Origin of the sequence: Sulfurimonas sp. (genome assembly GCF_028694605.1) — a bacterium.
Taxonomy (GTDB): domain Bacteria; phylum Campylobacterota; class Campylobacteria; order Campylobacterales; family Sulfurimonadaceae; genus Sulfurimonas.
Map to the genome: position 1 here is coordinate 37,010 of NZ_JAQVKP010000002.1, position 12,516 is coordinate 49,525.

Annotated in this window: 12 protein-coding genes; 6 read left to right on the forward strand and 6 right to left on the reverse strand. The window is 40.1% G+C overall.

Translation table 11 applies throughout. The features are described 5' to 3' along the window. The first annotated feature begins 1 nt into the window (after window position 1). From PHY84_RS01790 to PHY84_RS01805, 4 genes are all read left to right on the forward strand, one after another. Window positions 2–673: a uracil-DNA glycosylase gene (locus PHY84_RS01790; protein ID WP_299857112.1), complete on the forward strand. Its 672-nt coding sequence runs from the start codon at window positions 2–4 to the stop codon at window positions 671–673. 75 nt (window positions 674–748) lie between these two features. After that, window positions 749–1,012: a type II toxin-antitoxin system prevent-host-death family antitoxin gene (locus PHY84_RS01795; protein WP_299857114.1), complete on the forward strand. Its 264-nt coding sequence runs from the start codon at window positions 749–751 to the stop codon at window positions 1,010–1,012. After that, the gene (locus PHY84_RS01800; RefSeq protein ID WP_299857116.1) at window positions 996–1,271 is read left to right on the forward strand and encodes a type II toxin-antitoxin system YafQ family toxin; all 276 of its coding nucleotides are present in this window, start codon (window positions 996–998) and stop codon (window positions 1,269–1,271) included. Before PHY84_RS01795 ends, PHY84_RS01800 begins: the two co-directional genes overlap by 17 nt. A gap of 12 nt (window positions 1,272–1,283) precedes the next feature. Further along, window positions 1,284–2,093: a TIGR00282 family metallophosphoesterase gene (locus tag PHY84_RS01805; RefSeq protein WP_299857122.1), complete on the forward strand. Its 810-nt coding sequence runs from the start codon at window positions 1,284–1,286 to the stop codon at window positions 2,091–2,093. On the opposite strand, the gene PHY84_RS01810 is transcribed toward PHY84_RS01805, so the two are convergent. Then, entirely contained in the window at window positions 2,090–2,548 is a 459-nt protein-coding gene (locus PHY84_RS01810; RefSeq protein ID WP_299857124.1) for a hypothetical protein, read from the reverse strand. The two genes, PHY84_RS01805 and PHY84_RS01810, sit on opposite strands and share 4 nt — an antisense overlap. A gap of 103 nt (window positions 2,549–2,651) precedes the next feature. On the opposite strand from PHY84_RS01810, the gene PHY84_RS01815 reads away from it, so the two are divergent. Together PHY84_RS01815 and PHY84_RS01820 are read left to right on the forward strand one after the other, a co-directional pair. Then, on the forward strand, window positions 2,652–3,326 hold the full coding sequence (locus tag PHY84_RS01815) for a response regulator transcription factor (RefSeq protein WP_299857127.1): 675 nt from the start codon (window positions 2,652–2,654) through the stop codon (window positions 3,324–3,326). Beyond that, window positions 3,320–4,714: an ATP-binding protein gene (locus PHY84_RS01820; RefSeq protein WP_299857129.1), complete on the forward strand. Its 1,395-nt coding sequence runs from the start codon at window positions 3,320–3,322 to the stop codon at window positions 4,712–4,714. Before PHY84_RS01815 ends, PHY84_RS01820 begins: the two co-directional genes overlap by 7 nt. Here the strand turns inward: PHY84_RS01820 and PHY84_RS01825 are convergent. The 5 genes from PHY84_RS01825 to rho all read right to left on the reverse strand — a co-directional run bounded on the left by PHY84_RS01825 (window position 4,711) and on the right by rho (window position 12,397). Then, window positions 4,711–6,354 (reverse strand): DNA polymerase III subunit gamma/tau, encoded by a 1,644-nt coding sequence (locus PHY84_RS01825; protein WP_299857131.1) that lies wholly within the window; start codon window positions 6,352–6,354, stop codon window positions 4,711–4,713. The two genes, PHY84_RS01820 and PHY84_RS01825, sit on opposite strands and share 4 nt — an antisense overlap. A 61-nt stretch (window positions 6,355–6,415) precedes the next feature. Continuing rightward, a complete protein-coding gene (locus tag PHY84_RS01830; RefSeq protein WP_299857133.1) occupies window positions 6,416–8,176 on the reverse strand; it encodes a bifunctional diguanylate cyclase/phosphodiesterase in 1,761 nt (586 codons plus the stop codon). Between the two features lie 9 nt (window positions 8,177–8,185). Beyond that, a complete protein-coding gene (locus tag PHY84_RS01835) occupies window positions 8,186–10,231 on the reverse strand; it encodes a methyl-accepting chemotaxis protein (protein ID WP_299857136.1) in 2,046 nt (681 codons plus the stop codon). Between the two features lie 72 nt (window positions 10,232–10,303). Further along, window positions 10,304–11,047 (reverse strand): glutamate racemase, encoded by a 744-nt coding sequence (gene murI / locus PHY84_RS01840; protein ID WP_299857138.1) that lies wholly within the window; start codon window positions 11,045–11,047, stop codon window positions 10,304–10,306. Window positions 11,048–11,050: 3 nt separating this feature from the next. Continuing rightward, window positions 11,051–12,397, reverse strand: a complete 1,347-nt coding sequence (gene rho, locus PHY84_RS01845) for a transcription termination factor Rho (protein ID WP_299857140.1) — start codon at window positions 12,395–12,397, stop codon at window positions 11,051–11,053. Between the last annotated feature and the right edge of the window lie 119 nt (window positions 12,398–12,516).

Below are 12,516 nucleotides of genomic sequence, written 5' to 3' on the forward strand. Positions count from 1 at the left end.
AATGATAAACCCTAAGATGGAAGAGAGTTGGAGAGAAGTTCTTTTTGATGAGTTTCAAAAACCATATTTTGAAGAGTTAAAGAAGTTTTTGGTTGAAGAGAAGCAAAGACATACTATTTATCCGCATGGTTCAAATATATTTGCCGCATTTGATAACACTCCTTTTGATGGCGTAAAAGTGGTGATTTTGGGGCAAGACCCGTATCACGGGGCAGGTCAGGCACACGGACTTGCATTTTCCGTAAATGACGGAGTGCCATTTCCCCCTTCGCTTCAAAATATTTTTAAAGAACTTTGCGATGATACGGGTTGTTCTATGCCAAAGAGCGGTGATTTGACAAGCTGGGCAAAAGAGGGCGTTTTTTTGCTAAACACCGTCTTAACGGTAAGAGCGAGTGAGGCAAATTCGCATAAAAACAGGGGATGGGAGATATTTACAGATGCCGTTATAAGACTGCTTAGCGCACAAAAAGAGAATCTTGTATTTATCTTGTGGGGAGCGCCTGCGGGTGCAAAAGCTTCGCTAATTGATGCAAAAAAACATCTTATCCTTAAAGCGCCGCATCCTTCTCCTCTCTCGTCATACAGAGGATTTTTCGGTTCAAAGCCTTTTTCAAAAACAAATGAATTTTTAAAATCAAAAGCGATAAAGCCTATTGAATGGTGTCTTTGAAATTTTACAGAGTATTAATAAAAGTTTTTATATAATACTCTTAATCATACTATTTGGAGTATTAAAATGGTCGTTATGGCAAATGAGGTAAAGACAAAAGGGGTTTCTCTGTTTGATTCGCTTCTTCAAAAGGCGGAGGAGATTATCATAAATGTCAGAGGGAAGAACAAATTTGTAGTTGTCGATATAGAGAGATACAAAGAGCTTAGAGCGTTGGAGCTTGACAGAGCGTATCAAGATGCGATGAATGATATAAAAGAGGGAAGATATAAGGTTTTAAGCGCAAAAGAGCATCTGGAGGAGTTTTTTAAAGAGCTAGAGCATGAAATACAAAATTAGCATAACAGATGATTTTAATAAGAAAGTTGTTAAATTTTTAAAAAAACACCCAAATCTATACTCTAAGTTTACAAAAAGCGTCTCATTGCTTGCGGACAATCCTTTCCACCCCTCACTTAGGCTTCACAAACTTCAAGGGCAGTTAAGTGATTATCACTCTGTATCGATAGATTTGAGTTATAGAATGGTGATAGAATTTATCATCAAAGAGAGTGAAATTATACCTATTGATATCGGAACACACGATGAAGTATATTAAGGAAAGAGTATAGTGAGAGTAGCATTTATAGGCGATATCGTAGGAAGTCATGGCAGGGATATGCTCAAGGCGCATCTTAAAAATCTAAGAAAAGAGTATGAGATAGATTTTGTAGTCGCAAACTATGAAAATGCGTCGCATGGGTTTGGACTTACGGTAAAAAATGCAAATGAGATTGTAAGCTACGGTGTGGATTGTATGAGCGGCGGAAACCATACTTGGGATAAGAAAGATGTCGAAGCCCTTTTTAATACACATGAGATTTTAAGACCGCATAACTACCCAGACGAGGTAAAAGGGACAGGCTGCAAGGTGTATGAGGTTGCAGAAGAAAAACTTGGAGTCTTAAATCTGATGGGACATTACTCTATGCCCTATGTAGATAATGCTTTTCGTAAAGCAAAAGAGAGTGTAGAGATGCTTCATGCAAAGGGCGTAAAAAATATTTTTATAGATTTTCATGCAGAGGCTACAAGTGAGAAACGAGCTTTAATGATGCTGCTTCAAGGGAGCGTGAGTGCAATCATAGGTACTCATACGCATGTAAGCACAGATGATTTTCAGATAGTTCAAGGCACGGCGTATATGAGCGATATCGGGCTTACGGGATGCCGTGACAATATCATCGGGATGGATAATGCAACTCCTATAAAGCAGTTTTTAACGGGCATAAAAGGGCATTTTGATATTCCAAAAAAGTGCAAAAAGATTCTTCAAATCGCGATAATGGATTTTAAAGACGGAAAATGCGAGGGTGCGTTCAAACTCAAAGTGTTTGATGACGGAGCAGTGCTTAGAACAGATGCTTGGGTGGAGCGTTAAGCAGCTGTGATACGGTAGTAGTTTTCGTTTGCAACATAGGTGTTTATCATCACATGACGCAATGTTTTTACCTTTGCTTCTTTGGTCTCTTGTGGCAAGGTTATGTCGATTTTTGGAGTTAAGTCCAGAGCAAGTGTAGGTTTTTTAGCTAAAGAGAACTTTTTGGCGCTCTCTTCATACGCATTTTTTGCATCTGCCAAAACGTTTAGCCCTTTGAGTGTAAACCTATCTTGCCCCTGGAGTTGTTCTTGAAGTTTTTGCTGATTTTGAAATGATTTGTAGTTGGAGATATAGTCGATAGGAAGGCTTTTTTCGTTTCTTGGGGCAAACGCCGGTTCATTTGAAGCAGCTTCGCTAAGAAAGAAAGACTCTTTTTTAAACTCGTTTGCTTTAAAATCTCTGCTTTTGTTGGTGTTGTCTGTTTGAACATAGGTATTGTAAGAAGATACAAACATAAAAACACCTTCAAATTATTTGTTGAAATTATAACACTTTTTATGTAATAAAAATGAAATTCTTTTTGGATACAATAAATAAAAAAAGTGTTTTAGGAAAAAAATGAGTGCAAAAATCGTTATTGTAGAGGATGAAGAGGATCTCTTGGAGCTTGTTGAGTATAACTTGCAAAAAGAGGGGTATGATGTTGTAGGTTTTTTAAACACCAAAAACGTGGAGCAGATGCTCCTAGAAGAGAGTGTTGATTTGCTTTTGATGGATAGAAATCTCCCCGGGGTAGAGGGAAGTGAGTTTGTGCAATCGCTTAGAAAAGATGGATGTACAACACCTGTTATCTACCTAAGCGCAAAAAGTCTTGATACGGAGATAGAAGAGGGATTTGTGCGAGGTGCGGACGACTACATCACAAAGCCTTTTAACATGAAAGAGCTTTTGCTTCGCATTAAAGCCGTGCTTCGCCGCACCACTAAAAAAGTAGATGACGGTGTTTTGGCACATCGTGACTTGGTACTAGACAAGGGTTCACGTACTCTGAGTGTTGATGGCAAAAATGTGGAAGTAACAAAGCTGGAGTTTAACCTGCTGAGCGAATTTATTCTTAACAAAAACAGTGTGCTTGACCGCGACTATCTACTTGAAAATGTATGGGACGGGGCAGAGGAGTACCAGTACAAAACGGTCAATGTCGCCATCAATCGCCTTAAAGAGAAAATTGACCCGGACAAAACAAAAGAGTATATCCAAACAGTTCGCGGAGTAGGGTATAAACTGTGTTAAAAATCCATCAAATCTTTATTCTCAAATTTCTACTTCTTTTCTCAAGTACGCTTTTTATAACTTCTATCATCAGTTATTTGGCGCTTAAATCTATCATTATTGAGCACAACAAAAATCACCTCAAGCATGCCATAGAGTTTATTGAGATGGAGTTGGAAAATGTCGTAGATATGGATAAATATGTGGCAAAAATCCATAAACGTACCTCTTTGCGTGCAACAATTATCGCTGAGGACGGGACAGTTTTGGCAGAATCAAATGCAGATAAAACAGAGATGGACAACCACGCTTCACGCCTTGAAGTAATGCAGTCAAACTCTGCGGGCTATGGAGATGTAATAAGATACTCAAACACTGTAAATGCCGACTTTTTGTATGTGGCAAAAAAAGCGACCTATGGAGACGGATATATCTATATAAGGCTCTCTATGAGTTTGGCGCAAATCATGGATGATTTTTACTCTCTATGGAAAAAACTTCTGTTTATCTTTTTGGGTATTTTGTTTTTTGCGGCACTTGTTTCTCAGCAGATGAGCAAAAGAGTGGTTTATGATATCACACAAATTACAAACTATCTTGACGAAGTTTCAAATAAAAACTATAAAGCCATTCTCAAAACAAAATATTTTTATGAGTTTTTGCAAATCTCTTTACTGCTAAAAAATCTGGTAAAAAAACTAAGCAAAAACGAGAAGAAAAAGTCCAAACATATGGCAAAACTCAGACTTATCAATAAGCAAAAAAACGACATTTTGTCTGCCATATCGCATGAGTTTAAAAATCCTGTTGCCGCTATCATCGGATACTCGCAAACGATTCAGGATGATGGTGAGATGCCAAAAAATATCCGTGATAAATTTTTGGGCAAAATCACATCTAACGGCGAAAAAATCTCTAAGATGCTCGATAGACTCACGCTCTCGGTGAAACTTGAAAACGGCGATTTGAAAGTCAACAAAAGCGAGTTTGAACTCCAGCAGCTTTGTCATGAGGTAGCGTCAAATCTGCTTTTAAAACATAAAAACAGGGAGATTGTAGTTGAAGTAGAGCCGACGGTGCTTTATAGTGATAAAACCATGCTAGAGCTTGTCCTTATCAACCTTATCGACAATGCACTAAAATACTCAAAAGATGATGTCATTATCACACTTGAGGGGCAAAAACTCTTAGTCAAAGACAGTGGGATAGGGATAAAAGAGGATGAGCTGCAAAAGGTAACCAGTAAGTTTTACAGGGTTGACAAAAACAGCTGGGACAACTCTATGGGGCTTGGTTTAGCGATGGTTACCTACACTCTTAAGATGCTTGATTCTTCAATAGAGATAGAGTCAAAGCTTGGCAAAGGGTCAACATTCGGCTTTACAATCGCTAAAATGCTCAAGCACTAAACCTTTGATTGAACGGTAATTTTTGTTGCTTCAAAGAGTTCTGTCGCTCTTTGAAGCATTGGCTCTTCTAGGATTTTTGCTCCATCTATCTCTCTTGCAAAATCGCTGCTCTGGCAGTTTGTAACGCAGCTCGCACTTCCGCCCATTTCACTCTCTTCTATCATGGAAGAGGGTTCATAAAACTCTGTTTCTTGCGGCTTTTGAGGCACTTCTGCTACTTCATGTGCAACTTTGCTGCAAACTTCATGTTTTATTTTTGTCTCAAAACCAAAGATTTCACGCACAAACTGTTTGATGACGGAGTATCCGTGTGTCAAAATCTTTTTGCACTCCTCATCCGTACAGCTCTCCCATCTTAAAATACCATCTTCATAGGAGAGAAAAGAGATGCTTTTTTCAAAGCACTCGCCTAGCTCTATATTTCTATCTTTGACTTTTGCAACAAGTGCGGCAAATAGTTTTTGACTTGGGTCTGCTTTTGTCTCCGGTACTTTTGGTGTCTGATGAATCGGTGTGCTGCTTTGCGTACGCACTTCTTCTTGTGGAGGCAGTGTGGTGATTTGAGGTCTGTATATCTCTTTTTGCAGAGACTCTATCATTTGGTCAACCTCTTTGATGCGAAGTGCCTCTACCATTTTAAAAAAGATAAGAGAGAGGACAAAAGAGCCATCGGCATTGATGCTAAAGAGGTATTTTGCGTCGCTTAAAATCCTGAAAAATCTATCTAGTACCAGAGTTGAGTATAGCGTATCTGAGGCATACATGCGCTCTTTAAGATAGGCGATAAGCTCATCGACGACCATCTGCGATTCATAATCCTCAAGCGCCTTGACAAACTCTACTATTTTTGCATAATCTCTTGCAAAAACCGCTCCAAAGAGTTCGTTTAAAAATTTTGGGTCAACGAGTCCGAGCATATCCGTAACAGTACGCACATCCACATAGTTTTTGGAGTATATGATAGCTTGGTCTAAAAGTGTGAGCGTATCTCTAAGGCTTCCGCTTCCGCTTCTTGCCAAAATCTCAAGTGCTTCTTGTTCGTACTTGATTCTCTCAAGATTGAGGATATACGCCAAATGGTCTGTTATCTTGTTTGTTGCGATGGACTTGAAGCGAAAATGCTGTGTGCGACTTAGGATGGTTGCGGGAAGTTTGAGCGGGTCGGTCGTCGCCAAGATGAACTTTACGTAAGAGGGCGGCTCTTCAAGGGTTTTGAGAAGCGCATTGAACGCCTCTTTTGTGAGCATGTGCACCTCATCTATGATGAAGATTTTAAACCTTGCAACGGTTGGTTTGTACTTTGTCTGCTCTATAAGGTCTCTTATGTCATCAATCTTGCGAGAGGATGCACCGTCCATCTCCACGATGTCGATATGGCGGTTTTCAAGTGCGTTGATACAGTTGTGACATTCGCCGCAAGGTTTGTGTGAGATACCTTTTTCGCAAATAAGGGCTTTTGCAAAGATACGTGCTGTAGAAGTTTTGCCGCTTCCGCGAAGACCTGAGAAAAGATAAGCGTGAGAGAGTCTGTTTGCATCAAGTGCTAGAGAGAGCGTTTGAGAGATACTCTCCTGTCCGATAAGCTCTTCAAAGTTTTTAGGTCTATATTTTCGTGCTAAAACTTCCGAACTCTCTTGCATGCTACACTCCACCTTTTAGTTGGTGTGATTTTAACATTTGTAGGGTTAAACCCGAATTATTTTAAAGCATACAGCTGATAGAGATGTGGTTGGCTTCCTGCTTTGCGACTTTTTTTTGAAAAGAGAAAATCTCGTTAAGAGTGTCTAAGTCTCTTTTTTTTGATGAACTTCTAACCATAAGCACCGATGCACTCACGCTTAGAAGCGGAAACTTTTTTTTGTTTCCTTCTCTGTCAGTGGAGAGAATGTAACCGTTTTCTTTATCCTCTTGTGAGTAGAGCTCTCTTGTGTCATCGCAAAACTTTTTTACTATATGCGATATTGCATCTATATGTTTTTGTTCTTCTTCTGAGCTGCTTTGCGTGGCTATAAAAAAATCATCCCCGCCGATATGTGCTTTAAAAAACTCCTGTGAGAGATTTTTTTTCAAAATATCTGCAAAAAGTATGATGGCTCTGTCTCCGTTTCTAAACCCGTAAACATCATTGAATGCTTTAAAATTATCTAGGTCAAAATAACAAAGGATATAAAACTCTCCATTTGTGCTTACCTCATAAAGATACTTTTCTATTATAGCGTTTCCGGGGAGTTTGGTTAGAGGATTTTGCTCTCTGGCGTAGAGAAGATTTTGCTCGTTCATAATGGAGATAATAGCTCTTGCAGATAAAAATCCGTAGTATTTTGCGTTGTTGGTTAAAATGATGCCGACAGACTCAGGGTTATTGGAAAATAGCTCTATAATGGTGGATATGTTTGCGTTAACTTCGGTAATACCGCAAGGTTGCAGAAGATTTTTAAGCTTGAGCTTCATTGTTGTACTGTTTGTCATGAGTGATCTGCCATAAGGGGAGTAGATATACTCTTTGATTTTACTCTCCAGCAAGATGCCTATAGGCTCATTGTTTGAATTGACGATAACAACGCTCTGTATATGTGGGTTTTTTTGAAAATGTTTGATAACCGCGCCCATCTCATCGTCAATACAAAGCGGAGGGTTTTTGCCCAGATAGGTTTCAATTTGGTAGTTGCCGACACTTACTCTCTTTTCTGTATTTAAGATTTGCGCTATATTTTGGTACTCTTGCAAAATCTCTTGGGCTTTTTTTGTCGGTTTTTGGATTAGGTAGCCTTGGATAAAGTGGCAGCCGATATCTCTGCATGCGAGCAGCTCCTCTTGTGTCTCAATCCCCTCCGCGATGACTTTTATGCCAAGTTGGATGGCAAGATGCGTAATGCTACGTGACATAATCTTTTTTTTGCTGTCAGTGTCGATATCGGCAAGAAAAAATCTATCTATCTTGATGATATCGGGCTTAGAGTCATAGAGAAGTTTGTATCCGGAGTACCCCACGCCAAAATCATCTATGGCGATACAGTACTTCTCCTCTTTATAGTGTGCAAGCATCTCTTTCATCCTCTGAATGTTAGAGATTTCATGCCTCTCTGATATCTCAAAACAGATACTCTTCTTGCCCATGCCGTAACGTTCAAGCAGTTTGAGTGTGTTGCCATATGAAAAATCCGGCATTTCCAAAACTCTGTTGTCAAGGTTGTAAAAGAGCTTTATCTTCTCATATCCCTCTATCTCCACAAATTTTTTGATAGCCTTTTTTCTGAGCTTCAAATCAAAAGAGTAGAGAAGATTGTCCTCATAAACCGCATCAAAAAGCTCAAAGATAGAACCAAAACCAATCTCTTCATAGTTTCTCAAGAGTGCTTCAACGGCAAAAATTTTACCGGTGTGAATATTTAAAATCGGCTGTAGTGCGATATCTAAAATTTTTAAATTTTGTACCCATTTTTTTGGCAGATCTTTTTTCATCTTTTTTCTTTATGTCCTAAAAATTTCAAGTTTGGTGCGAAGAGTATCTGTCATAGCGTTTAGATGCTCGGCTGCGGCTGCAATCTCTTCTACGCTTCTTGCGTTGTGTGATGAGATGGTGTTTACTTGGGCTATTTGTGAGACGATATTTTGTATATTTGTTCTTGTGTTTTCAAAATCACCGATGGTTTTGTCACTTAGAGTAACAGCTCTATCTACTGTCGTTACACTCTCGTTTATCTTTGATTCTACCTCAGATGCACTTTGTGCCAATGTCTGGATCTCATCGGAGTTGATATTCATCTGAGCGCTCACATCTATGATGGAGTGTACGATGATGTTGATGGTCGCATTGATTTCTGTGAGACTTTTTTGCGTCCGCTCCGCAAGTTTGCGTACCTCATCGGCAACAACGGCAAATCCTCTTCCATGCTCACCCGCACGGGCTGCTTCTATGGCAGCGTTAAGCGCTAAAAGATTTGTCTGATCGGCGATATCGGAGATGATTTCTAAAACAACCTTTACCTGATTTGCCTCGTGAGAGAGTGTTTGCATTCTCTGGGCGAGTTCGCTCTCTATCTCTGCACTTTTTTGGACTTGGTGCGTTAAATATGCTATTTTTTCTCTTGCCGAACTAAGATTTTTATTTGCACTTGCTATCTCTTTTTTGCTCTCGTTTGCCTCATCAATGGCTCTGTTAATCTCATCCTTTATTACGTCGGCTTCTTTGCTTGCTCTATCGATAACAATAACGGATTTTTCAACATTTTCTCTAACTTTGAATGCGGTAGTTGAGAGTTCATGGGCGATAGAGGCGTTTTCATTTGAACTTGCTTTTGAAATTTGAATCAAATCTTTAAGTGTCGCTATAAGTATGTTAAAACTTGATGCCATTTTTGAGAGTTCAAGCGGTACATTTTCATCTGCTTTGATGGTAAGGTTATGTGTTGTGCTGATATTTGAGAGAGTGTTTTGAAAATTTTGCAGAGGTTTTATAACGCTGTGGTTTACTAAAAACAGAGCAACGGCAATGATAGCACCCAAGATGCCAAATGAAGATAGAATAATGCTGTTTTGGATACTGTTTGGTGTCTGAAGCACCTCTTCTTCATCTATATCACAAAGAATTGCCCACATAAAATCCTCTCCGACATGCAGTGGAGCATAAGAGCTTAATACCTTATGCCCATTGTAATCAACAACTATCTTTGTATCGCTATTTGCCCCAAGAGCCTCTTTGGCTGCCTCTGTATCTACTTTTCCCACAGACGGATTTGCAAAAGAGGCACTTAGCGAGTGCGTTGAAGGGCTAAGAAAGCTATCGCTTCGCATCAGTTTGTCAGAACCTACAAGATAATCCTCTTGTGTCGCTCCATACCCGTTTCTATAGTTTACTATCTTGCTTATCTGCGTGGTGTCTATTTTAAAAATAAGCACTGCTTGCATCTCTGCCCGCACCATTACAGGTGTTGCGACAAACATAGCAGGAGCTTCGCCATCGACAGAGTATCTTTGCGTATCAAGAAATGTTGTGCGTTTGGAACTGCGTGTTTGTTCATATACTTGTGCAAGAGGTGAATTTTTAAGTGTCCCTTTGTGCAGGTTTGCGCCAAAATCCTCTTTTTTTGCACCGCTGTAAACTACATGTCCACCTTTGGTTAATACGATATAGATGTCGCTGTAGCCATACTCTTTATAGTATTTTTGAAAATAGGTCTCATGAGGCAGACGCTCTTCCAGTGTAAGTGAATCTTTAACCGGAAACGACTCCTCCTCTGTTACTTCAAGTTCATTAAAAACGCTCAGCAAATCCCAAGTCAAATTTTGAAGATTGTCGCTATGCGCCAAAATCTCAATATCTTTGACACATTTGTTGAAAAAGTCTTCAATCTGATGCTTTTTTATATCTCGTGAAGCGGTCAGTTTTGCATAGCTTTGCGCCATAAGAGCTTCTTTGCTTTTAGAGCCTGAGATGTAAGATGTGATGAGCGCTAAAATAAACAAAGAGATACAGACAAGAAGAAGAATCTGAATTTTTATGGAAAGTTTTGGCATAAGAGCGAACCCCTTGAAGTAATACCAAAATTGTAATGCGGGATTATTTCTTAATGATTACGAAAAAGTCTGTTAGAGGTGGAGCCACTTTTTAGCAACGTTTTTGAGTGCTTCGGGATTTTCGGAAGCGAAAAATTCCAGTTTTGTCGTTGTGTATTTTGTGCTAAAGTCAAAATCTTTCTCCAGCTGCTCTACGATGGCATCACCGGAATGGATAAAAATCGTCTCGTTTGAGAAGTAGTTTTGCAGAGCATCCGTGATAAGAGGAAAGTGCGTACACCCCAAGATGACGGCGTCTGGTTTTTCAAGTGCATCAAAATAGTGTGCAAAAGTTGCCTCTAAAATAGCTCCCTCGTAAATCTCCTCTTCTACTATGGGTACAAAAAGCCCCGTCGCTTTTGCTTGAAGATTTGTAAACCCTTGTTCTCTTAGACCTATTTCGTAAGCTTTGGAGTTGATAGTTGCTTTTGTTCCAAGAATGAGTATATTTGAGGTTTTGTCATTAAGCGCATTGGATGTCGCTAAGATTCCCGCCTCAACAACGCCTATAACCGGACAAGATGCGACCTCACGCATCTCATCCAGCGCATGTGCGCTCACCGTGTTGCATGCAACGATGATAAGGTCAAGCTTAAAGTTTTTGAAAAACTCCACCGCTTCTATGGCATAGCGTATGATGGTTGTTTTGTCTTTGATACCATAAGGTACACGTGCCGTATCGCCAAAATAGATAATCTCCTCAAAAAGCTTATGCTCTAAAAGAGATTTTACAACCGTCAGTCCGCCGATACCGCTGTCAAATACGCCTACTTTCATGATTTACTGGCTTGGATTCATGCTTTCTAAAAATTCTGCATTAGTCGGTTTTTTGCCCATTGTCGAGTAAACAAAACGCAGAGCTTCCACCTCGTCATCTTGTTTGTGCATCATCTGGCGGAGGATAAATACTTTTTGTAAGACTTCAGGAGAGACAAGAAGCTCATCTTTTCGAGTACCGGATTTGAGAATGTCGATAGCAGGGAAAATACGTCTGTCGGCTATCTTTCTATCAAGCACAACCTCGGAGTTACCAGTACCTTTGAACTCTTCAAAGATAACCTCGTCCATTCTGCTTCCCGTGTCAATGAGTGCAGTTGCGATTATAGTCAAACTTCCGCCGTTTTCGATGTTTCTTGCGGCTCCGAAAAATCTCTTTGGTTTGTGAAGCGCATTTGCATCCACACCGCCGGAGAGAACCTTGCCGCTTGATGGCGTAACTGTGTTATAAGCTCGTGCAAGACGGGTGATGGAGTCAAGCAAGATAACGACGTTGCGTCCAAGCTCCACTCGTCTTTTTGCTTTTTCTATAACCATCTCTGCTACTTTGACATGGTTTTTTGCAGGCATATCAAAAGTGGAGCTGTAAACCTCGCCCTTAACGCTTCTCTCCATGTCGGTCACCTCTTCTGGTCTCTCATCAACTAGTAAAACCATCAAATCTATCTCAGGATGGTTGTGCGTGATACCGTGAGCTATCTCTTTTAAAAGTTCTGTTTTACCGCTTCTTGGAGGTGCGACTATAAGCCCGCGCTGACCCTTTCCGATAGGCGCAAAAAGGTCCATCATACGACCTGTCAGTCCTTTTTCTCTGTATTCCAGTTTTATTTGTTCCGTTGCGTAAAGAGGAGTGAGGTTTTCAAAGAGAGGTCTTTTTTTGCTCTCTTCAGGCGGAAGACCGTTAACCGCTTCTATCTTTATGAGGGCATAGTAGCGTTCCTGCTCTTTTGGAGGGCGAACCTGACCCGTAACCACATCTCCGTTACGAAGCGCAAAGCGTTTGATTTGAGTGTTGGAAACATAAGCGTCGTTGATACTCTCGTCAAAACTCTTATCGATAGATCGGATAAAACCGTAACCATCCTGCATAATCTCCAAAATACCGCTAAAGAGGATAAACCCACCCTGTTCGGTTTGTGCTTTTAAGATTTCAAATATAAGGTCTTGTCTCTTTAGCTCATTTGGCTGCTCAACTCCAAGCTCATCAGCCATAGCCGTCAACTCTTCTATACTTTTGATACGAAGGTCTTCTACGCTGGCACCCTTGACCGGATTGTGCGTTCTTGATTTTGCGTTGTTATTTTTAGGATTTTGGACTTTGCGAGGTTGCTGCGGAGTATTTTCGCTCATATATAAGACTGCCTTAACATTTTGGATTTTTGCCCTGTGGAATTTTGATGGGCGTTAGGAAAGCGTAGGAAAAGATTCATACGATTTTTGATGGCGTAATTTTACACTAATAGAAGTTG